At 52.7% G+C, this 21958-nt stretch carries 25 protein-coding genes; 7 read left to right on the top strand and 18 right to left on the bottom strand.

Translation table 11 applies throughout. The features are described from left to right. Positions 1-215: 215 nt before the first annotated feature. Positions 216-854 (bottom strand): glutathione S-transferase family protein, encoded by a 639-nt coding sequence (locus V6575_RS21910; protein ID WP_340277485.1) that lies wholly within the window; start codon positions 852-854, stop codon positions 216-218. Positions 855-950: 96 nt separating this feature from the next. Here V6575_RS21910 and V6575_RS21905 point away from each other — a divergent pair, with 96 nt between their 5' ends. Beyond that, positions 951-2012 (top strand): helix-turn-helix transcriptional regulator, encoded by a 1062-nt coding sequence (locus V6575_RS21905; RefSeq protein WP_340277484.1) that lies wholly within the window; start codon positions 951-953, stop codon positions 2010-2012. On the opposite strand, the gene V6575_RS21900 is transcribed toward V6575_RS21905, so the two are convergent. The 6 genes from V6575_RS21900 to V6575_RS21875 form a co-directional block, all read right to left on the bottom strand. Further along, complete coding sequence (locus tag V6575_RS21900; RefSeq protein ID WP_340277483.1) at positions 1920-2264, bottom strand: AzlD domain-containing protein; 345 nt, start codon at positions 2262-2264, stop codon at positions 1920-1922. The genes V6575_RS21905 and V6575_RS21900 overlap by 93 nt on opposite strands. Next, a complete protein-coding gene (locus V6575_RS21895) occupies positions 2261-3019 on the bottom strand; it encodes an AzlC family ABC transporter permease (protein WP_340277481.1) in 759 nt (252 codons plus the stop codon). Before V6575_RS21895 ends, V6575_RS21900 begins: the two co-directional genes overlap by 4 nt. Positions 3020-3161: 142 nt before the next feature. Next, positions 3162-3788 (bottom strand): LysE family translocator, encoded by a 627-nt coding sequence (locus V6575_RS21890; RefSeq protein ID WP_340277479.1) that lies wholly within the window; start codon positions 3786-3788, stop codon positions 3162-3164. Positions 3789-3880: 92 nt separating this feature from the next. Further along, positions 3881-6337 carry an ATP-dependent Clp protease ATP-binding subunit ClpA gene (gene clpA, locus V6575_RS21885; protein WP_340277477.1) on the bottom strand — a complete coding sequence of 819 codons (2457 nt, stop codon included), beginning with the start codon at positions 6335-6337 and terminating at the stop codon, positions 3881-3883. Between the two features lie 12 nt (positions 6338-6349). Next, complete coding sequence (gene clpS / locus V6575_RS21880; RefSeq protein WP_340277488.1) at positions 6350-6682, bottom strand: ATP-dependent Clp protease adapter ClpS; 333 nt, start codon at positions 6680-6682, stop codon at positions 6350-6352. A 399-nt stretch (positions 6683-7081) separates the two neighbouring features. Further along, positions 7082-7414, bottom strand: a complete 333-nt coding sequence (locus V6575_RS21875) for a phasin family protein (RefSeq protein WP_340277474.1) — start codon at positions 7412-7414, stop codon at positions 7082-7084. Between the two features lie 564 nt (positions 7415-7978). On the opposite strand from V6575_RS21875, the gene V6575_RS21870 reads away from it, so the two are divergent. Further along, the gene (locus V6575_RS21870) at positions 7979-9466 is read left to right on the top strand and encodes a serine hydrolase (RefSeq protein ID WP_340277472.1); all 1488 of its coding nucleotides are present in this window, start codon (positions 7979-7981) and stop codon (positions 9464-9466) included. Between the two features lie 16 nt (positions 9467-9482). On the opposite strand, the gene V6575_RS21865 is transcribed toward V6575_RS21870, so the two are convergent. From V6575_RS21865 to V6575_RS21855, 3 genes are all read right to left on the bottom strand, one after another. Continuing rightward, positions 9483-10184: a DnaJ domain-containing protein gene (locus V6575_RS21865; protein ID WP_340277471.1), complete on the bottom strand. Its 702-nt coding sequence runs from the start codon at positions 10182-10184 to the stop codon at positions 9483-9485. Between the two features lie 4 nt (positions 10185-10188). Beyond that, positions 10189-10959: a vWA domain-containing protein gene (locus tag V6575_RS21860; protein ID WP_340277469.1), complete on the bottom strand. Its 771-nt coding sequence runs from the start codon at positions 10957-10959 to the stop codon at positions 10189-10191. An 84-nt stretch (positions 10960-11043) separates the two neighbouring features. Continuing rightward, on the bottom strand, positions 11044-11679 hold the full coding sequence (locus V6575_RS21855; protein ID WP_340277468.1) for a DUF2306 domain-containing protein: 636 nt from the start codon (positions 11677-11679) through the stop codon (positions 11044-11046). Between the two features lie 78 nt (positions 11680-11757). Here V6575_RS21855 and V6575_RS21850 point away from each other — a divergent pair, with 78 nt between their 5' ends. Further along, on the top strand, positions 11758-12393 hold the full coding sequence (locus tag V6575_RS21850) for a TetR/AcrR family transcriptional regulator (protein WP_340277466.1): 636 nt from the start codon (positions 11758-11760) through the stop codon (positions 12391-12393). Between the two features lie 40 nt (positions 12394-12433). Here V6575_RS21850 and V6575_RS21845 read toward each other — a convergent pair whose 3' ends face one another. Further along, positions 12434-12868 carry a DUF1489 family protein gene (locus V6575_RS21845; protein ID WP_340277465.1) on the bottom strand — a complete coding sequence of 145 codons (435 nt, stop codon included), beginning with the start codon at positions 12866-12868 and terminating at the stop codon, positions 12434-12436. A gap of 322 nt (positions 12869-13190) precedes the next feature. Here V6575_RS21845 and V6575_RS21840 point away from each other — a divergent pair, with 322 nt between their 5' ends. Next, positions 13191-13769, top strand: a complete 579-nt coding sequence (locus V6575_RS21840) for a hypothetical protein (protein WP_340277464.1) — start codon at positions 13191-13193, stop codon at positions 13767-13769. A 65-nt stretch (positions 13770-13834) separates the two neighbouring features. On the opposite strand, the gene V6575_RS21835 is transcribed toward V6575_RS21840, so the two are convergent. Continuing rightward, positions 13835-13969: a hypothetical protein gene (locus tag V6575_RS21835; protein WP_340277462.1), complete on the bottom strand. Its 135-nt coding sequence runs from the start codon at positions 13967-13969 to the stop codon at positions 13835-13837. 257 nt (positions 13970-14226) lie between these two features. Here V6575_RS21835 and V6575_RS21830 point away from each other — a divergent pair, with 257 nt between their 5' ends. After that, entirely contained in the window at positions 14227-14982 is a 756-nt protein-coding gene (locus V6575_RS21830; RefSeq protein WP_340277461.1) for a DUF599 domain-containing protein, read from the top strand. Here V6575_RS21830 and V6575_RS21825 read toward each other — a convergent pair. Together V6575_RS21825 and V6575_RS21820 are read right to left on the bottom strand one after the other, a co-directional pair. Continuing rightward, on the bottom strand, positions 14868-16112 hold the full coding sequence (locus tag V6575_RS21825) for an adenylate/guanylate cyclase domain-containing protein (RefSeq protein WP_340277459.1): 1245 nt from the start codon (positions 16110-16112) through the stop codon (positions 14868-14870). The two genes, V6575_RS21830 and V6575_RS21825, sit on opposite strands and share 115 nt — an antisense overlap. Before the next feature lie 105 nt (positions 16113-16217). Beyond that, a complete protein-coding gene (locus V6575_RS21820; RefSeq protein WP_340277458.1) occupies positions 16218-17021 on the bottom strand; it encodes a YdcF family protein in 804 nt (267 codons plus the stop codon). A 59-nt stretch (positions 17022-17080) separates the two neighbouring features. Between V6575_RS21820 and V6575_RS21815 the strand changes: the two genes are divergently transcribed. Continuing rightward, positions 17081-17686 carry a thiamine phosphate synthase gene (locus V6575_RS21815; RefSeq protein WP_340277456.1) on the top strand — a complete coding sequence of 202 codons (606 nt, stop codon included), beginning with the start codon at positions 17081-17083 and terminating at the stop codon, positions 17684-17686. A 113-nt stretch (positions 17687-17799) separates the two neighbouring features. Further along, positions 17800-18201, top strand: coding sequence for a globin domain-containing protein (locus V6575_RS21810; protein ID WP_340277454.1), 402 nt, complete (start codon positions 17800-17802; stop codon positions 18199-18201). A gap of 81 nt (positions 18202-18282) precedes the next feature. Here the strand turns inward: V6575_RS21810 and V6575_RS21805 are convergent, their stop codons facing one another. The 4 genes from V6575_RS21805 to V6575_RS21790 form a co-directional block, all read right to left on the bottom strand. After that, on the bottom strand, positions 18283-18897 hold the full coding sequence (locus tag V6575_RS21805; protein WP_340277452.1) for an ATP-dependent Clp protease proteolytic subunit: 615 nt from the start codon (positions 18895-18897) through the stop codon (positions 18283-18285). Positions 18898-19052: 155 nt separating this feature from the next. Beyond that, positions 19053-19901 carry an adenylate/guanylate cyclase domain-containing protein gene (locus V6575_RS21800; RefSeq protein WP_340277450.1) on the bottom strand — a complete coding sequence of 283 codons (849 nt, stop codon included), beginning with the start codon at positions 19899-19901 and terminating at the stop codon, positions 19053-19055. Between the two features lie 254 nt (positions 19902-20155). Then, positions 20156-20485, bottom strand: a complete 330-nt coding sequence (locus V6575_RS21795) for a hypothetical protein (RefSeq protein WP_340277449.1) — start codon at positions 20483-20485, stop codon at positions 20156-20158. A 132-nt stretch (positions 20486-20617) separates the two neighbouring features. Beyond that, positions 20618-21481, bottom strand: coding sequence for a GGDEF domain-containing protein (locus V6575_RS21790; RefSeq protein WP_340277447.1), 864 nt, complete (start codon positions 21479-21481; stop codon positions 20618-20620). Positions 21482-21958: the final 477 nt, after the last annotated feature.

Below are 21958 nucleotides of genomic sequence, written 5' to 3'. Positions count from 1 at the left end.
GGCTGCAACTTCGAGAACTGCTCATCGCTGAGCCAGAAACATCCATCTGACATCGCAAAACTCCTGTTCAGGAGCTTGAATCAGACTTCAAGTGATTTGCATAGCCATTTTATGGGTCTGAAGCCTAGGGCAAGACCTCAACGAATGCCGCTCGAACACTTCGAAACCTGATAAATCGCCCCGGCAAGTACCCATGCCGGGGCGATTTGCATTTTTCAGCCAGCCGCCGCCGCTTCATGTTCGGCAGCCATCGATGCATCTTTCTCAAGGGCCTGTTTGAAACACGGTCGCTCAAACACTCTCGCCGTGTAATCCGTAAACTCCTGCAGCTTGGGCGCAATCCCGAACTGCATCGTCCACATGAGCGCCGTTGCCCAAAGTACATCGGCGACCGTAAACCTGTCTCCCAGGAGATAAGGCCCCGTGGAGAGTTGCGCCCGAATGAGGTCTATCACCTGCTCATGGGTACCGTATGGAGACATGGTTTCGTCAACCGGCTCCCGTTTCATGAAAGCATCCACCAGCGCCGGTTCAAAGCAAGCTGCATAGATCACCATCCAGCGCAGGTAAGAACCACGCCGGGGATCCGCGATGGCCGGTGTAATTCCAGCGTTAGGAAACAAATCTCCCAGGTAAAGCTGGATCGCGACCTGCTCTGTCACAAGTGTGTCGCCGTGGAGGATCGCAGGGACCTTGCCCAATGGATTTAGTGCCAGAAACTCCGGCTGACGGTTTTCCTGAACCTTCATGTTCAGCACATGAAGTTCATAGGGGGCATTCAACTCGTCCAGCAAAATGGCCGTGCTGAGAGCCCGCGTTTGCGGCGCATAATAGAAAGTAATCTTGTCGTGCATCAGTCAGTGCCTCCTGTGGGATCCATAAAGTGGATCCGGCGCCAACCTAAACCCCCATACCTGTCAATTTCTGTCAGGTTGGTTTAATAAAACATCATGAAAGCAAGCCGCCTTCTTTCCATCCTGACGATCTTGCAAGCGCGCGGAAGAGTGACAGCCCAAACGCTGTCCGATGAGTGCGAGGTCTCCCTGCGCACCATTTATCGCGACATTGACGCGCTGAGCCTGGCTGGAATTCCGGTCTACAGCGAGCGGGGATCAGAGGGCGGCTACAGACTGCTCGACGGTTACCGTACGCAGCTCAATGGGCTGTCCGCCGCTGAAGCGGACACCCTGTTCCTGACCGGGTTGCCCGGCCCTGCTGCAGATCTGGGGTTGGGAGCTGTCATGGCAGCGGCACAGAACAAGCTCTTGGCAGCCTTACCGGAAGCTATCCGCCAGAATGCCGAGCAATATCAGAACCGGTTTCATCTGGATGCGCCAGCCTGGTTTTCCGAAGCCGAACATCCGGCACACTTGCCCGAAATCGCCAACGCCATTCGGGATCAGCGGCAGATTGAGATTCTCTATCGAAGCTGGAAAGCTGAAAAATGTCGCTGCGTTTCACCGCTCGGCATCGTATTGAAAAGCGGCACCTGGTATCTGGCTGGCACAATTGAGGGCGCGGTGCGCACTTACCGGATCTCACGTATTCTTAAGTTAAAAACCCTGGAGGCCACGTTTGAGCGCCCGGAGAAATTTCATCTCGCATCCTATTGGAACGAGAACACCCGGCGCCTGGAAGAGGAACTGCATCCAACCAAGGTCGTCGTGCGCCTGTCCCCTTATGGCAACAAATTATTTGAAGCGCTTGTCCCTCCCTATGTACGAACAAGTGCCGTCTATGATCAGCAGCCTGATGATGCCGGTTGGCTCCGGGCTACAATCCAGACAGGTAGCATTCGGCAGACCTGTGTTGACCTTATGAGATTTGGCTGTGACATCGAAGTCCTGGAGCCTGAAGAACTGCGGACTGCAATGCGCGAAGAAGCACAAAAGCTTGTGAAGCTTTATGGGGCTGAACCGTCAGACCCCGCCCAGCAGCAACCAGCCAACCACAAGCACCACTTCGCCCACCAGAACACCAACGATCACACGTTGCCCAGCCGCAAGAAATAACGCAAAGCCACAACCTGCAGCCAGCACGCGCAGCCAGGCAGGTGTTTCTGCCAGAATGCCGGTCGGATAGAGGATCAGCTTGGCGATCACGCCAGCCACCAGCGCAGTGGCCACAGAGCGTACCCAAATAAGCAGCTCACCATCTTCGCGCAGCTTGCCACCGGCGAACACACCAATCCAGCGCCAGATGTCCGTCGCCAGCCAGCCAGCAACGATAATCATCACAGTCGGCCACCACCAGGGATCAATCATGCCAGCCCCCGGCGCATATAACGGGTGATCAGATAGGCAATAGTCCCGCCGACAAGGCCGGTCCACAGCAGATCCAGACCCGGAAGATATATGTAAAACAGTGGCCCGAGCAAAAGCCCGATGATCATCGCGGCCTTATCCGCAGAGATCTTCGAGGCACTCCACAATGAACAGACGAAATAAATTGGCGTCAGCAGAAACAGGGCACCAGCCAGAACCGGCGGCATGCGCTCAACCAGCATGTAGGCAATGCCTGTCATGCAGAAGACGAAGCTCGTCACCGTCGTGCCGAACCCGGCAAAGAACGGCAAGCGCCCTTCCCTGGGCAAGTTCGGCAAATTCCGCATGCCATAAACCCAGGCCGTAATCGCAACAAAATGAGAAATGTAAAGCAGCTGCCAACGCTTCGTTTTGCCCTCAACCTTGACCAATGGCACCAGCGCCATCGTCATGGGCATCAAACGTACAGAGGCAAGAGCGACTGCAATCGCGGCAGGCACCAGGCCCAGACCAGAGGAAATCGCTCCGGTTAAAACAACAATCGACGGCAGCGCCCAGACCATGCCAGTCATCAACAGCGTCTCTGCCAGACTAAGACCACTGCCCCGCGCAAGCCCGGCATAACCGACAAAAGCAGCCGTCAAAATCAGCGCAGGGATCGAAACAGCCGCCCGGGAGCCGCGAAAAAACCAAACGCGCCCAGGCAACGAAGCCTCATCGGCATCTTGTGGTTTCTGAACAGCATCTTGTGACATGAGCATCGGACCCGGGGACCGGAAATTAGGAAGGCTTCCTTACTAATCCCCATACCCCTGTCTGTCAAATGCAAGTGCAGTAAAAGGCCACCCGACACCTGTTTCACCCGCACGGTTCTCCCTCCAAGATCCCAGACAACAATTATCTCTGCTGAAAAGCCAATCGCAAGCCGAGGGCGCAATAGATGCTGCCAACGACCTTCCCCTGCCAGCGCAAAACAGCAGGCTGTCGCTTAAGAACCCCAGCACCCCTGCCCGCGGACACAGCGACGCACACGGTGCTGAGCAAGCCCATGGCTACAAACAGAACACCAAGAATAGCCAGTTGCAACGCGACTGAACCAGCTTCAGGCCGGACAAATTGTGGCAAGAACGCCAGAAAGAACATCGCAGATTTCGGGTTTAATAACTCAGCCAGAACCGCTTGCCGAAACGCAGACCTTGGCGAGAGTAGCTGCGCATTTGTCTGAATGTCAGAAGCGGACCTGTCGAAAAACAGGCGAATGCCGAGATACATCAAATAGCCTGCCCCAATAAATTTGATAACGCTGAACAAAACCGCAGATGCCATGATGATGGCTGAAACACCAAGCACCAACATAGCTGTATGAACGAGGTCACCGGCGGCTATTCCCAAACCGGTGGCAATACCGACCCGTGTTCCCGAGCTTGCAGAGCGCGCCAGCGTCAACAGGATAGCTGGTCCCGGCATCACCACGAACCCAAGCAAAACAGCGAGATATGTCAGAAGTGTTGTTTGATCGATCATGCTAAAGCCCTGCTGGAAAATACCAATTCAAAACAAAAAAGCCGGGGCGATATCCGCACCCCGGCCTATTTTATTTCAATAGATGTTCCGGCTCAATCGGCCAGAGGCACCTTGGGAACCAAACTCTTCCTGCTGCGTCCCTTGCCGCCGGACTTTGGCGGCGTTTTCGGCTCGGCCTTAACCTCAGCCTTGGCAGCTGCCGGTTTGCGGCGACGCTTGGGTTTGGCAGCAGGTTTGGCCTTGGCCTTCGGCGGAGCTGGAGCACGTTCTTCAATGCTCTCAAGCAGCAAACCAGCCTTGTCCTCGGACACGGTGACCTTGACCATGCCACCCTTTTTCAACTTGCCGAACAACACTTCATCGGCGAGAGGCCGTTTGATGTGCTCTTGGATCACCCGGCCAAGCGGACGGGCACCCATCTGATCGTCATAGCCTTTCTCCGCCAACCATTCGGTTGCCGCTTCGGTCAGCTCGAACGTCACACCACGATCTGCCAGCTGGACTTCCAGCTGCATGACGAACTTCTCAACGACCTTGTGTACCACGTCCTTCGGCAAGTTGGAGAATGGCACGACCGCATCAAGACGATTGCGGAATTCGGGCGTGAACAGCTTGTTGATCGCCTCGGAATCATCCCCTTCCCGCTTCACGCGGTTGAAGCCAACCGGAGATTTCGCCATGTCAGCAGCCCCCGCGTTTGTCGTCATGATCAAGATGACATTCCGGAAATCGACCTGTTTTCCGTTGTGATCTGTCAGCTTGCCGTGATCCATCACCTGCAGAAGAATATTGAACAGGTCTGGGTGAGCCTTTTCGATCTCATCCAGCAGCAGCACGCAATGAGGATGTTGATCCACACCGTCCGTCAGCAAGCCACCTTGATCAAACCCAACATATCCGGGAGGCGCCCCAATAAGGCGCGAAACCGTATGGCGCTCCATATATTCGGACATGTCAAAGCGGATCAGCTCTACACCGAGCGATGACGCCAACTGGCGTGCAGCTTCTGTTTTGCCGACCCCTGTCGGCCCAGAGAACAGGTAACTGCCAATCGGCTTGTTCGGTTCGCGCAGGCCAGCACGGGCCAGCTTGATCGCAGACGACAGCACGTCGATGGCTGCTTCCTGGCCATAGACCACACGCTTCAGGTCTGCGCCAAGACTGGAGAGAACTTCAGCATCATCCTTCGACACCGTTTTGGGCGGAATCCGGGCCATCGTCGCGACTGTGTTTTCAATTTCCTTGACGCCAATTGTCTTGCGGCGACGCGATTCCGGCAACAGCATCTGAGACGCACCGGTTTCATCCAGAACATCGATCGCCTTATCCGGCAACTTGCGATCCGCAATATATTTCGCAGACAGCTCAACCGCGGTTCTGATCGCATCATGGGTGTAGCGCACCTTGTGGAAGTCCTCAAAGTACGGCTTCAACCCCTTCAGAATATCAATCGCATCCGGAATGCTAGGCTCATTGACGTCAATCTTCTGGAACCGGCGCACAAGGGCACGGTCCTTCTCGAAGAACTGACGGTATTCCTTGTAAGTCGTTGATCCAATGCAACGGATCGCACCAGACGCCAGGGCCGGCTTCAACAGGTTCGACGCATCCATTGCACCGCCCGAGGTCGCTCCAGCACCAATTATGGTATGAATTTCGTCGATGAACATCACGGCGCCCGGATATTCCTCGATTTCCTTCATCACCTGCTTCAGGCGTTCTTCAAAATCGCCGCGGTAGCGGGTGCCCGCCAGCAACGCGCCCATATCAAGGGAGAAGATGGTCGCGTCAGCCAGAACTTCCGGCACATCGCCTTTGACGATCCGGTGCGCAAGACCTTCCGCAATCGCCGTTTTACCAACGCCCGGATCACCGACAAACAAAGGATTGTTCTTCGAACGACGGCACAGGATCTGGATGGTTCTGGAAATCTCGGTATCACGGCCGATCAACGGATCGATCTTGCCCTTCTCCGACTTTTGGTTGAGGTTGACGCAATAAGCTTCCAGCGCATCGGTCTTTGCCTTGGGCTTGGCATCACCCGCGCCGCTCTCAGCCAGGTCTTCAGCTTCCTCTTCACCATCGACAACGTCATCGTCAGGCCCACCTGGACGCTTGGCAATGCCATGAGAAATGTAATTGACCGCGTCATAGCGGGTCATGTCCTGATCCTGCAGGAAGTAAGCCGCATGGCTTTCTCGCTCGGCAAAGATCGCAACCAGAACATTAGCTCCGGTCACTTCCTCACGGCCAGACGACTGTACATGAATGACCGCGCGTTGAATAACGCGTTGGAATCCAGCTGTCGGTTTGGAATCATCGTCACCATCTGTGACCAGATTTTCCAGCTCCGTTTCCAGATATTCGACCAGACTTCGGCGAATGGCATCCAGGTCAACATTGCAAGCCCTCATGACAGCTGCAGCATCCTGGTCATCCAGAAGCGCAAGCAGGAGGTGCTCCAGCGTCGCATATTCTTGTTGGCGTTCATTGGCGAAAGACAGCGCCTGATGAAGCGCTTTTTCCAGGCTACGGGAGAATGACGGCACGTTCGATATCCTTCACTTCTTCTCCATAACACACTGCAATGGATGCTGGTGCTTACGGGCGAAATCCATAACTTGCGTCACTTTTGTTTCGGCAACTTCGTAGGAAAAGATCCCACACTCCCCGACACCATGATGATGGACATGCAACATGACCCGAGTCGCTTCTTCCCTATTCTTCTGGAAGAAACTTTCCACGACATGAATCACGAACTCCATCGGCGTATAATCGTCATTAAGGAGCAACACCCGGTACATATTTGGGCGTTTGGTAACCGTTTTGGTTCTGGTGATGACGACGGTTCCCGTATCACCATCCTCATCTTCAAAGTCAGGCCCGCCTGCCATTTCCAAGCTCATAGTCCTCAATTCAACATCTTTTTGCAGCTTAGCAACCGCAACGACCAAGTCAAAGCCTGAACCGGAAGGTTCATTTTAATTCGGAGGCATACAAAATGGTCAAAACCTTTTCGAAAACCCGAAATTCTGCGCCCATTTGACATTACTCAGGCATTACACCGGCAAATGCAAAGTACACACCGCTATTCCACACACATCTGATAATCTGGGTACAGCCAGAAAGGGCACTGTTGTGTAATGGCTTGAGGATCTGATGTAGGTCTGATCAGAGGCTTTTAAACCCCGGACACTGAAAAAGCCCTATGCGGTAAAGGCGAAAACACAAAAACCCGACTCGCAAGAGCCGGGTTTAACAAAACACCATGAAGTCAGACCCTTTTGGCGGTCTTACTTACCAATTGTGCCGAGCATTGCTTCGTAAGGCTTGATGAGGCCTTTTGACATGTCAGAATACATCTCGCCGATTTTGGTCAATTCACCAACAAAACCTTCATAGGCCGTCTTGAAATAATCGCTCTGCGCTTCAAAAGCCTTTTCTATGGACTGGGACGCAACGACTTTTTCAGCAACTGCGGTACCTTCGTCAAAAGATTTTTTCTGATAATCAGCCACTTCGGCGGCAATTGCCTGCATGCCCTTGGAAACAGTACCAAGGCTCTCCATGCTAAGATCCATGTTGTCTTTTACCAGTTTCTGAAGCTCATCGAATTTATTCATCATTTCCAGACCCCATACTTCCGATGATGCCATGTCGAAAATAGCAATTGAACAAGATCAACTCAGCGGCATCTATTCTGTATTGACCCTACGCAAAATATCCCGCAGCGCACAATTATTGTCAAATATTATTTTGCGCCGCAATATTTCAAACACTAGGTAATTTATACACTCAACCCCAAGAAAACCCGAGATACTTCCCAATTACAAATGGACACAAACAAAATGAACAGCATAAAAATACAATATAATATCAAATACAAACTATACTTACGTTAATATAAAAATAACCATAATATACTATTTAATTAGAATAAAATTTAAATTTATTTTTAATTACAAAAATTAATACATAAATTATGCTATTAACATTTGATTAATACTAATTTTCAGCTAATTATTTTCTGCATTAGATCGATTTCATTTACTCATTCGTAACCGCGTTTCCATCACATTGGACATCAAATCAGCAGCTTTCATACATCTATACCCTTTATCCATACAGGATTTCAGGGTGGACATGCTGCAACCGTGTGACCCCTAATGGGATGAGTAATAGTGTTTGGTATGCGTTTCCTTCGCCCTACACGGATCAAGAGCTCTTGGATCAAGACGGCGGCAATAGCCGGGTTGATCGCAACAATAGCTGTGCCTGCTGCGGCAAATTCGAAATATGCTGGTATTGTCGTGGACGCCAAGACAGGCAAGACGCTCTATGCATCCAACGCGGACGCACCGCGCTACCCTGCCTCGCTCACCAAGATCATGACGCTTTATATCGTCTTTGAAGAGCTGGAAGCTGGCCGTTTGACGCTGAATTCAAGCTTCAAGGTTTCAAAATATGCGTCCGGCCGCCCGCCATCGAAACTCGGGTTGAAGCCTGGATCAAAAATCAAGGTGAAGGATGCAATCCTCGCTCTTGTCACCAAATCGGCAAATGACGTTGCCAGCACTATTGCAGAAAACATCGGCGGATCAGAAAAGAAGTTTGCTGTGCGCATGACCCGCACCGCCCATCAGATCGGCATGAAGAAAACCACGTTCCGCAATCCCCATGGCCTGCCGAACTCCAAGCAGCGGACAACCGCACGCGACATGGCAACGCTTGGCCGCGCAATTCAGGAACGTTTTCCGAAATACTACGGCTATTTCAACACCCGCTCCTACACCTACAAGGGGCGCCGCTATGGCAACCACAACAAGCTGCTGGGCCGGGTCAAGGGTGTTGATGGCATCAAGACCGGCTACATTCGCGCTTCCGGTTTCAATCTTGTCAGCTCGGTCAAGCGCGACAACCGTCACATTGTAGCTGTTGTTATGGGCGGAAAAACGGGCCGATCCCGTGACGCACAGATGACCAAGTTGATCAACAAGTACATGAAGAAGGCCAGTAGAGGGCGCAAAACCGCTCCCCTGCTGGTGTCTCGCAATATCACCCCAAGCTTCCAAGCAGCTCATCTCAAGGTCGCGCCGCTGCCAAGTCTGAAGCCAGGCACAAAAGCAGTTCCTGCTGCCCCAGTCATTCTCGCCTTGGCCGATCAGAAATCCACCCGAAACGACCCGACACGGTTGATAACCGGAACGATCCCGGTACCGCCTAAAAACGTGAAACTTCGGATGGCCAACACTTTTGCCGCAGCAAGTATTGCCCCTGTACCCGATCAAGCACCGTCCAATGGGGCAAGCGTAACGTCTGGCACCTCAAAGCCTGTAATTACGATGGTGAAAGTCACCAACCAATCGCAAAAGGCAGCTGAGAAATCCAGTGATACGGTGACGATCGCAACCAATGACGTCGTTGAACAAGACCCAAGCTGGCAAGTTCAAATTGCAGCGGCTGAAAGCGAAAGCGGTGCCATTGAAATGCTCAAGAAGGCCAAGTCACGCACAGGTTCAACCCTGCGCAAGCGAGTGCCTTACACAGAACCGGTCACCTCCAATGGCCAGACCCTTTACCGCGCGCGGTTCGTTGGTTTTGAAACCAAAACCGCAGCTTTGAGCGCGTGCAAGACCCTGAAGCGGGCAAAGTTCGCCTGCTATGCCATCTACCAGTAACGCGTAACGGATGTCGTCAATGTCTTCTGAGAAGCCTGTCTTTAGCCTCGTTGAGTTTAGCAGCCAAAAACGCAGTGCCTCCATGGTCGGGGTGCATGCGCTTCATGAGCCTCCTGTGCGCGGATCGAATTTCCGCGTCCCCGGCATCAGCCGGAAGCCCCAGGACCTCGTAGGCCTCCTTATCTGTCATGGAGCCCGCGCTCGCCGCGCCTCCATGCCGATCTGCTCGATCCGCCTCGAAGTCTTCTCGCCATGTGGGAAGCCTTCGGTCGAGGTAAGCTTCGACTAAAGCGCGACTTTGTCCGTCCGCTTCAGTCGAGACCCAAAATGCTTGCAGATCTTCGCGCGAAAGATCATCAAGGGCTTGCCCGGTGAACGGGCCAGCCAGGACCCTTCCACGCATTTCGCCGCTGTCATGGTCCAGTTCCATCTCAACCATGGCAGCCCGAACCTGAGAGGTCTGCCCACTCGACGGAGCGCCCGCGCCCCGTCCGCCGCGTGACCCGCGCAGGCCCAAAAGCGTCAGCCCGAAGCCACCGGCTGCAATGGCAAAGCCAAATCGCCCTGTGAGCGCTAAAATGCCAGCTAGCACCAAGAGCAGAATTCCGCCAGTGGTTTTAAATTGCCGGGCCAGATCAGCCGGGTTGGCACGCACAAACCCTTGGCCAACAGCAACCATCAACGCAATGGCGACAACACCCAATAAAAGATAAACCATTCATCTACTTCATTTGTTCGATCAAAAGCCGCACGCCTGCGCCGCCATCAGGCTCAAGAGCCATCAAGGCAGAACGCCCTCCGGAGGCAAAGACCGCCACAGCTTTCAAGAGATCAGCCAATTGTCGGGCCGCGCCGGAATCAAAAGAACAATAGGCACCTTTTGTCAGTCGTGCCATCTCGCGAAATGCCTGCTCGGCATATGGGTCCCGCCCCTCCTGAAACAGGAACATGGGAACTCCCAGCAGCCCAAGCTCGCCAGCCCGGGCGCATAATTCATCAATATCTTCTTCCATACAGTCGCCGACATAGACCACTGCAGACACCTTGGAATTGCGCGCTTCACCAAGGGCGGATGTCAGCACCTTCCGGATCTGAGTGCGGCCACCCTGGCACGATATACCGGACATCGCCCCAGCCAAGTCTGAGCCCTTATCGAACCACCTGGAAGCTCGGCACTCGGAAAACCCGCGAAAATAGACAAGCTTGATATCCAGACCGGAAATCCTGTCTGCTTCGAGAAACATCTCCGCCTGCAGCTGACAAGCCCGGTCCCACGTGCGCTGCCGGCTCATGGTCGCATCCAGCGCAAAGATAAGTCGACCCCGATTCTGTGTGCCAGCACTCCCCCTGACCATGTCCAGAGCCTTTGCCTGACTCAGAAAGGCAGCAACCTCCGCAGCATTGGAAACGGGGCTAACGCCTGTGTTCTCAAGCCCGCTTTGCAGCTCCGCTTGCTGTCGCTTGCTGTCTGTAGGAGGCCTTCGCCCTGCCATGTACGTCTCCTGCCAAAGCTCTGTTCCCTTTACAGAACGTGGGTGCAAAGGCGTCACTTGGCAAGCTACATTCCGACAAGATCATCACTGAGCCAACAAAGGCCGCGACTTCCAACGGAGACTGCCTCGCAAATAAAGCTCAATCACAAAGAGATTAGGTACCCAACACAGCCAGGCAATCGCCGTATAGGAAGGGCCAAACGGCAGACCTGCGGCCATTGTCAGCCCCAAATAAAGCCGCAAGGTAACAGCTGCAAATGTGAGAGCTGCGGATCGCAGCATCCAGCGCCGATGTGCCACAAAGTCTCGTCTCAGACCACTCCTGAAGCCCAATCCTGTCACAATCAGCCACAAGACGCCCACGATCCCAAACCCGACCCCGGCCAAAGGTCCGGCTTCCGTAGAGGACGCCAGTTGAATGGCCGCAATGCCCGATACGAGAATGAGGAGAACATACAAGCGCCCTCCCCACCTGTGCACCTTGGAATATTTCGCGCGAAACCGGCTGCTCAGTTGCAGTGGCAAGAGCATCAAGGACAATGGGGCAATCGCTATATGAGCATAGAGAAACCAGCGATTGTCTGGCAATTGATACGCCAGAAACGCCATCGTGTCCGCAACCCCGAACGGCACGAACCGATAGGAGGCCAGCGCAACGAGGACACACAGGAGCCCAGCAATCACTGTGAGGGGGCGGACAAATCGGTAACCAATTTTCATGCGTCTCTTCTCCGTAACTTGACACTGTCAAGATACCGTAGCGCTTGACAGTGTCAAGTTGGATTGTAAAGTTGCCTTATGACCGATTCAAAGACAACGCCTCGAAACACAACAACCAGACGGCGAGACGGCACACTCCGTTCGTGCCTTGTTGAAGCAGGCATCACGATTTTGCAGAAAAAGGGAACCGATGGGCTAAGCCTGCGAGAATGCGCGGCGCTGGCTGGCGTATCCCATGCCGCTCCCGGTTATCATTTCAAGAATCTGACCGGGCTCTATACGGCCATCTCTGCGCGCGGCTACGAACTCTTCGCAGCCGCGATGGAGGCACGCCGAAACGAGGCACGCGACTCAGCACCCAAAGCCCGACTTCTGGCGACATGTGAAGGCTACCTGGACTTTGCAGCCGAGCACCGGGAACTCTTCCTGTTCATGTTTTCCGGACAGGAAATAGACAGTGGAAACACACACTTCGAAGCCGCTTCAACAAGGGCTTACGAAATCCTGCGTGAGACCTGCGCGCCCTTCGTTCACGCAGATGCTGATCCAGAGGAAATCGAACTTCTCGTCTGGTCGCTTATCCATGGATACACCCATCTCGCGATGGTCAACAAAAAGCGCCAGGGAAGTATCAGTACGGCATTGCCCATGCTGCCCGATCTCCTCAAACATCTGGATCTAAACACCCAGAATAAAGACCCGAACCAGGCCTAATTCGAGGCAGGGTCTGGCCTTGAGCTGATCTAAGCCAAGCCTAAATCAGGCAAAGCTCAGCCAGGTCGCGGCGCATGTGGTCGGGCATATTGGCAGATTCAGACATGCCACGCAGATCCGCCGGGCAGTCTTCCGGTTTCAGATAGCGCCAGCCCTGAAACGGTCGCCTCGGCTGATACTGTGTCGGGATCAATCGGGGCTCCAGCACCAGATCGCAACGTTTGATTCCGCCCTGATCGGTGAAGCTACGAATATCAATCAAATGCTGACGGACCTGAATGCGGCCCTTGATGACCCAATAGAGCGACCCACCATCCAGCAGCTCGTCTTTTCGTGTAGGCACCATGCGGGTCGTATGGAACTGCTCCAGTGGCTGCCCAGACAGCCGCTGTTGCTCCGCGCGAAAATCCAGCGAAGCCTGAAGGCTTTCGACACTGTCCACACCGACGCAGAGTTTCACCAAATTCAAGGTCATACCCTTTGACCTAGCAACCTCGTGACCAGCGTCAACGGCACATCCCTCTTACAGGTTTGTTATTCACAGATAGGATCAACAAATTGTGCTGCGCGATGATGGACAGAACCACTCATTTTCGAAGCTGGCCAAGCTGCATGCCTACAGAGCGTAACAGACCAAGGAGGTAAACCACGCTCAAATCGGATCGATCCGAGACAATTAGCATTGTAAAAGTTACCTAACGAAAGGAAAAACTAATTTCTCTTTTATAACAAATGTTTATTTACAAAATGAGCATATCATTTTTAAGAGATATCATGGGGAACAACGCAGGCAATAGATGTTCAGATTCATAGCAGCAATCCTTGTTCTTATCTATCAGCCTCTCCTGTCAGAACCTGCGCTCGCCCAACAACAGACGCCTGTAAACAGCCAGCCTGCTCAGAATTTCAAGATCGTCAACACCGGTGGTTTTGTTGAGGCACATGGCATCCGCGAGCGACTGGCACCTGAGGCGGAGGTCGGAACAATCTGGATCTCAACAGCGGTTGACAATAGCAACCTGCAGATTGAAATCCGCGGAACAAAAATCACACTCTTCCCTCTGACCAACGGCCTGGCATCGATCAAATGGGATTCGACCGACACGGACTTACTTCATGACCAGGACATACTCAGCCTTTCCGGCAAGGACAGTTTGAAAAACGTCGAAACCTGGGCCGCCAAAATCGACTGGCCAAAAGCAGGACCGTCCACGCTCGTGTTGTTCAAATTTGACGAACGATCATTTGGCGGTTTCCTGATCAGCAAACCTTCGGAAGCCAAAATCGTGCGCCAGATGGAATTTCATCAGATGCATGGACGAAGACAGAGGGCCGATGAAGACACGTCCAGCACATGGCCCGAACACAGACGCTAAAATCAATTTGAACAAAAAAAGGGCGCGGTCACCCGCGCCCGTTTCTCAAAGCATGCCTTCTAACTTCAGCCAGCGGAAGCGACCGCCTGTTGAGCGCTTTCCACATCGTTGAAGAGGACCAGCATCGCCAGTGCGCCTCCCAGTGCGAGAACCGTCCAAGCGGTAACGCCCCAGCAGGACTTCTGTACGTTTTCGTCCATGAAAACCCTTTGATAAACTATGCCTCATTCCCGGGAGGGAGAATATGGCTCCAATGAGGCGAGGAGTTAATGGATCCCTAACCGTTTCGCAAGCACAAAATATCGACATCAGCTCCGCCTTTTTTGCATTGCAATAAAGACCGTTGATTTTGCAATGAATTAGCCGGTCTGGCGGCTTGAAGCCCTGTGCGCTAAAAAGGGTATAAAGTGGCCCCGATGTGATCGGATCGCCAAATTCCACACACAATGGGACCGCAATGCATTTCCTCTCTCTATTTGATTTACTCGCGGTTGGCTGGTTTCTTTTCGCCTGGTTTGGCTTCAACTTGATGATTGACCTAAGCCCTATACGGGGAAAGACGCTCTCAGCATCCATGGAAGTTTACCGCCGCTCCTGGATGCTTACCATGGCAACCCGGCCGGTCAGGATCATGGATACGGCCATCATGTCCGGCCTGCAGCAGGGCACAGCGTTTTTCGCTTCTACATCTCTTTTGGCGATCGGGGGTGGGTTCGCCCTACTCGATTCGACAGACCGAATTTTGACCATGGCCGGTGATCTGTCCATACCGGTCGAGCAAAGCCGCGCACTTTGGGAGGTCAAGGTTCTTGGTCTGATGCTGATCCTTGCCTATGCATTCTTCAAATTCGGCTGGGCCTACCGGCTGTTCAACTACTGCTCAATTATCATGGGCAGCGTTCCCGAAACCGGCCAGGCCAGCGAAGCAGAAATTCTGAACATCGCAGGCAAGGCAGCAGAACTGAACGTTTTGGCAGGTCGTCATTTCAACAGGGGGCAGCGTTCTTTTTTCTTCGCAATTGCGTTTTTGGGCTGGTTTGCAGGCCCAGAGGTCTTTGCATTTACGACCTTGTCAGTCCTTGTCGTTCTGATACGCCGTCAATTCGCATCCAAATCCCGTACTGCTGTGTTGTCAGGGCACCATTTCCCGGCTTCGCCCCCCACCAAGGATGGAGAATATACAGAGACAGGCTCGTCAAACCCCTTCACCTGATATTGGCCATAGAGCCCGCCGCGGCAGCCCATGATTTCCGCGATCTTGTCCGAAACCAAGACTTCAACATTTAGATCCTTGGCGAGTTCTGCAATTCTGGCAGCCAGATTAACAGCCGGGCCAATCACCGTGAAATCCAGGCGCGTTTCACTGCCAACATTACCAAAGAAAACGTCGCCCGCATGAAGGGCGATGCCGACGCTCATGTCAGGTGTTTCATCGCAACTGTTATCTTGATTGATAGAACGAATGTTTTCGGTCGTCTCCCCCGCCGCCTTCAGAGCACGACGCGCTGCGTCAGAGGCCTCATCTGGCGTATCATAGGGGAAGATCGCCATGACTTCATCGCCGATAAACTTCAGCACCTCTCCGCCATGAGCCTCTACAGCTGCCGCCATAGCACCGAAGTACTTGTTCAGAAAATGCACAAGCTTGTCGGCTGGAAGTGTATTTGACAGCCTTGTAAAACCGCGCAGGTCCGCAAAGCTGACGATCGCAGAGATCCACTCCCCATCGCCCCGCTTGACTTTTCCGTCGAGAACCCTGCGCCCGGCACGCGGCCCGACATAGGTATCCAGCAGCGTTTCTGCTGTCCGCCGAAGCGTCGCCAGCTCACACACAAGGCCAAGTGGCCGGATAATGGATTCAAGAACAGCTATGCTGGAAACTGAGAAACCGCCTGGATCCTTCGTCGCAACGCTAAAGGCTTTGATAGATCCATCCGAAAACGGCATAGGAAGCGCGACATAGTCAATATAGCCCTCCGCTCTAAGCTCAGCAAAAATGCTGAACTCCCCTGGCTGAAACTCAGCCGTTATCGGAAGATGCACCAATTTATTTTCCGTGTGAACAACCTTGAACGGGCTGTTTTCATAGCTTTCGTCAAGCTCTTCATTTGCAAGATACCGGCGCAATTCACGCGTGCCATCGCTGGTCCAAACAGAAGCCTCGGCCCTCACATTGGGATGCAAAATCATGATTCCCGTTGTGATGCGGTCCACAGGAATACCTCCTGCACACAAACGCTGTGCAAGTTCTTCAATCAGCGCCAGGCTGTCATCGCGCCCAACGGCATCACTGTAGAGCCATTGAACAATATCTGCTGCAATCAGCGGCGCTTCGAGCACCATGGATCTGTTTCCCCGATATCTATGATGATCTTTATATGGGAATGGCCAACTGGCAAAAAAAGAGAGAAAAATTGCAAAGCCCAACCAAAAGGCGAATTACCTTTCTCACTGATCCGCTTGCACTGGAAAAAATGCCGACGTCCGACCACTCGCCCAGTATGCGGCCAGGCCGATCCACTCCCTGGCTGCAATATCAAAGCGCTTGAGACCGCTGGACACACCAGAAAACCCGAGTGTCGCATCTTCCCAGCCACGAGTTCGCCAATCAACAGGATACGCAATAAGCCCCGTCCATCCAGCCTTGCGAAACACGCCGATTGACCGAGGCATGTGATAGGCTGATGTGACCAGGAGCCATTTCTGTCCAGGCTTGGGTGCAATCATCTTGTAGGTGAACATCGCATTTTCATGCGTATTGCGAGATTGGTCTTCCAAAATGATCCGCTCTGTTGGGAGACCAAAATCCAGCAATAGCTCCCCTGCCCCATCTGCTTCGCTCACAGCTGCGGCCATCAGCAGCCCATGTCCACCGGCGTGGATCACCGGCACACCAGGAAACCGGCGCGCAAGCCCTGGAACAACGGTCAAACGCTCAGCTGAAGAGGTCAATACCAGCACTCCCCTTGCACCCATCACAATCGTATCCAGGGAGCCTCCAAGCACTATGATGCCGTCAATTGCATCAATGTGCTCGGGGATAGAGAACCTCTCTTCAAGTGGCAAAATCAGAAGGTTCCCCGCCGGAGACAGACCCAGCACTGCCAACATAAGCACTGCGACGCTACAAAGCCCTCGCCCGACGCGTCGCCATCTGCTCCAAAGCAAGACAACTCCCAGCCCTCCCAGAAACACCAGTGCGTTGGAAGGCTGAATGAAAAAGAAGCCGATCTTGGAAAAAAATAAAAACATCTTACTTGCCATTTCCCCATGAAGAGACGAGACACGTCCCCATCAGAAGGAGACTGTTCGTGCTAGCGCCCTTTTACCTGATCGTGGATGACCTCCAATGGCTTGAACGATTGTGCCCGCAAGGTTTGCGCCTTGCACAGCTGCGGATCAAGCATAAGAGCCCCTCTGAGCGCCTCGAAGCTGTTTCAGCAGCGCTGGTCACGGCACGGGCGCATAGCTGCACCCTGGTCATCAACGATCATTGGGAGACCGCAATAGAGACCGGAGCTGACTGGCTGCACCTTGGCCAAGAGGATCTGGATACCGCCGACATGGTGGCAATCAAGAGAGCTGGTCTGAAACTCGGCATTTCAACCCATACAGAAGCAGAACTCGATCGAGCACTGACCTTTGACCCCGACTATGTTGCTCTCGGTCCAATTTTTCCAGCAAGAGGCAAGACTGTTGACTACGCTCCACAGGGCATCGCGCGCCTCACCACCTGGAGAGAGAGAATCTCATGCCCTCTGATTGCCATTGGCGGCATTCGTTTGGAACATGCCGCAGAAATCTACGCAGCCGGGGCACACAGCATCTGCGTCATAACTGACGTTCTCAATGACGCAGATCCCGAAAACCGTTGCCGCGATTGGATCAAGGCCAGCGGAACCAGCAAGAGCCAGTAGCCCTCAGTCCAAGAGGTTTCGAGAAAAAGCGAAACCGTGACAGCCATCACAGGTTAGAACAGTCACCTCCGGCATCCTGCCCTCTATCAAATTAACTGTTTTGGGGCGACGCAATGACACTATATCTGAAATTCGGTGGCCGACCGGCCTTTGCTCAGGCAATGAACCAACTGATGCAGCGTCTGCGGGTTGATCCTGATTTCAGCCGTGCTGCAGCAGACATATCAATCAAGCACCAGGATGACCTTTGCGAATTTTTGATATTTCTAACCGGCGGCTCACCAATCTACGAGAACACCCCGGTCAGTGAATTATTATCAGCTCTTTGCCAGACGGACCGAGCCTTTGACGCTTTCGTCGACCATTTTGCCGCCGCCCTGAAAAGCCATAACGTACCTGTTGAGGCTACAGAGGAGTTGCGAAGTTTGATGGAGAAAATTCGCTGCTACGCAGTCAGTGATCATGATTCGCGCGAAAATTTCGACCGGCCAGCGGCAGATGAAATGGTTGCTTAAAAGCCTGTGACAAGACAGACAAACAAAAAGCGCCGACAGAAAAACTGTCGGCGCTATTGAAATTTTGCAAAGACGGGCTTGTTAGCCCAATTCGGCCACGGTGGTCACGATCTTGCCGACCAGTCCGTAATCGATGCCTTCTGACGGGCTCATCCAGTAATCACGGTCGGTGTCTTTCTCGATCCGCTCAATTGGCTGACCCGTTGCATCAGCAAAAATCTGATTCAGCCGATCACGCATTTTGATGATCTCATTGGCCTGAATTTCGATATCTGTTGCCATGCCGCCTGCACCACCAGATGGTTGATGCAACAGGAAGCGGGTGTTTGGTGTGCAGAAGCGCATTTCCTTGGGAACGGAAACGTAAATCAAAGCCCCAGCGCTGGCGACCCAGCCCATGCCCAGGATACGAACATCGGGAGCAATGAACTTGATCGTGTCGTGGATCATGTCACCTGATTCCACGTGACCACCCGGAGAAGATACGATCACAGTGATCGGATCATTCGAGACTTGAGCGAGCGCCAGAAGACGCGCGCATACATCACGCGCCATTTCCTGGGTAACACCACCGGTGATCAGCACTGTGCGGGCATCAAACAGATGCTTGTCGACCTGGATCGACTGCTGGCTTTTTGCTTTGTCCTCGTCCTCGTCATCGAGGCGGGCTGGCACCATTGTCGAATAGTTTTTCATACGCAGGATAGGCTCCGTTGACTGTTTGCCGGCGCTGCCGCCAGCAGGTTCTTGACCCATGTGTATGCGAAGCGAACGCTTGTCGCAAATTCCAAGGCCCTACTTAAGCGAAAAAGAGTTATCAGATCGGCAACACAAGGTGCCAGTCCACACGATTACTTCTCTGATCCGGGTTCTATTGGCTTATTTCCGCGATCAGAACCTCCCAAAATATGCCACGCCAGATATAATAAAAATGGCAGAGATGGCCAAACGAACCAAAGAGTCGACAGACCGCTTGTCAGAAGGTTCAGGACGAAGAAGAAACCTATCACGAAAACAGCACGCCGAACCTTTTTCGGCTGCTGCGACAACCAACCCCGCAGTTGATCAAAGCCGTTAGCAAAAGATTCAGGACCGGAACCAGTCCCTAAGCCCTCAGGCTGCTCGCCAGACACCTGATCAAATTCAGGAACATACTCTCTCTCATCAAGAGAATTACGGCCTCCCAGGCGAACGGAAAACGCCTCAACAGGTTCGCTGACGTTTTTCACGTTCTGCGGACCCATGCTTTCAAAACCCAGCGCAAGTTTGCTGCGCACCTGATCATGAACAGACTGGCTCAACATAATACCGCCCGTGGGAGCCAGCTCTTGAAGCCGCGCAGCCACATTCACACCATCGCCGTAGATGTCATCCCCTTCGATCATGAGATCGCCGAGGTTTATTCCGATGCGAAAGTCCATTCTGGCGGCATCAGGCAGGTCCGAATTGCGCAAGGACAACTCACTTTGAATATCAACTCCGCATTGGACTGCTTCAACAACGCTGGAAAACTCGATGATGACCGCGTCACCCCAAGTGTTGACGATCCGGCCATGATGCCGCTCGGTTAATCCGCTCATGATGGACCGATAGGACTTCAGCCGATCCAGCGTGCCGTCCTCATCTGCTTCCATCAGCTTTGAGTAATGTGCAACATCTGCGCACATCACAGCAGCGAGACGGCGCCTTGCCCGTTCCATGCGGATACCCCAATTGATCTCTCTATAGGAATGGGTACTCGTGCACTCAATTGCAACACAGTTGGACAACTCTTTCTCACCACCCCAAAGAGAGTGTGAAAAGGTAGCAGCTTACATACAGTGTTTCATAAGATGCCGTAGGAACCAAGCGAAGGTCTAACTCGCGCATTCACTTGGGATCTGCATGGTGACCATAAATACTTCTCGGCTCTGGTTATTCAAATGAGGTATTGAGATTACGGCAAGGCCAAACATCAAGAGCGGCTAAGGGAGATCGTAACTGATCCAGCTGGGAAGGTAACATTTCCAAACGTCATAACAGCCATATCAACGTTTTCCGGGACAGTGATGTGATTAGTCGGCTGATCGGTCTGACTGATATTCATCGGAACAGTGTCACCAACATGTTGACCATCTTTCCAAAAAACAAAATTCACTTCCGCAGAACCACCGCTGACATTAGGAAAGAAACTTAGCTTTCCAGATAGAACATCACCAGGAGTAACCTTTGTCGTCAAACCTTGCGCGCCACCAACATTGTAAGAAACGACTGTATAAGATACAGAGAATATATCCTCTGACATTTTTCTCTCCTAAAATTGAAATGGATATTTCAAGTCATTTGAGATACTCAGCATAAGAATATCGAAGGTAGAGAATAACGCAAGCACAACTCAATTGAAAGTCGCAACACTAAACGCTCAAAAACTTAAACTTCAAGCCGCAACAGATCCTCCAGCAAACAGCTCTTCCTTGCAATTTAGCAAATTGTCCACCGAAGGAGACCTGCAGCTCTCGACCCTGTTGCGCCCAGTCCTTTTCGCCACATAGAGCGCGCCATCCGCATTCTTCATGAGAGACGCAAAGGAACAGTAATCCCCGTCCGCCACCGCGACACCGACGCTTACGGTCACCGAAATGGAACGGCCAGAAAGCTCGAAGGTCGAAGCACTCACAATCTTTCGCAACTTTTCAGCGAATGAACAGGCGTCATCCGAGGAATTCACCGCAAGCATTGCCACGAACTCTTCCCCGCCCAAGCGGGCAAAAATATCAGAACTGCCCAATTCGCTTGTTATGAGATCACAGAACCGTCTAAGCACCAAGTCGCCCGCCGCATGACCATGCGTGTCATTAACGACCTTGAAATGATCCAGGTCGAACAACAACAAGGCAGTCGCGTTCCCCTTAGCATGCCGTGATTTGATCAGCTTTTCCGCCAGACCAATTAAGCTTCGGCGATTGAACACATTCGTCAGCGGATCCCGTTCGGCAAGATTTTTCAACTCTGCCACATATCCACGCCAATAAATGGCAAGCCACATCAAAGCCCCCACCAGAAACAGAAACAAGGGTGCAAAAAACGACAAGGCCAATGCATTGTTTCCTTCCAGGATATTCCCTGGAAACGCTTCAGACAGCCCAATAACTCCCCGAAGACCATGGAACACCGAAACAAGCGTAAAAAGCAGAGCCGAACCTCTTTTGAACTTATCGTCCGCGGCTGAACCACTCCAAAATTCGATTGCGATCGCCAAGGTACACAGCGTCATCAGGACGGAGTGGACAAACAGGTGCATTCCTGTTTGCTCTTGTATGCTTGGAACTTGACAGAGGGCCAACCATATCCCGACTGGCGCTATCGCAATCAAGCCTCTGACAGGACGCCCCATAAGAGCGCGCGTCCCCATCCAACTGACGCCCAGCGCTCCAAACAGGATGGCGCCGGGCAAAACAACTGACAGGCCAACTGGAACGCTGCCATTCAGGACAAGCAATGGAAAAGCAGAAAAACGAACAAGAAAACTTATGGCCCACAACAGAACCCCGGTTTCGGATCGCGTTTGCCACCACATCAACAGCAGGCAAAAACCGGCTATTAGGCAAAAAACTGCGTTAAACACCAGGATGGTAAAAACATCCAATTGCATAAAAAATAAGCTCCAGAAACGAGTAGTTAAAAACTCAGCACTGCAAGACACGAGATATAAGCAGCACGCATTAGGAGTTCATGAATCGAGCTCAAAACATTGGTATTTTTACAGGGTTATTTCATA

Origin of the sequence: Roseibium algae (assembly GCF_037783265.1) — a bacterium.
GTDB lineage: Bacteria > Pseudomonadota > Alphaproteobacteria > Rhizobiales > Stappiaceae > Roseibium > Roseibium algae.
The sequence above is the reverse complement of the archived record's forward strand: the minus strand, read 5'-3'. Positions and strand labels throughout refer to the sequence as shown.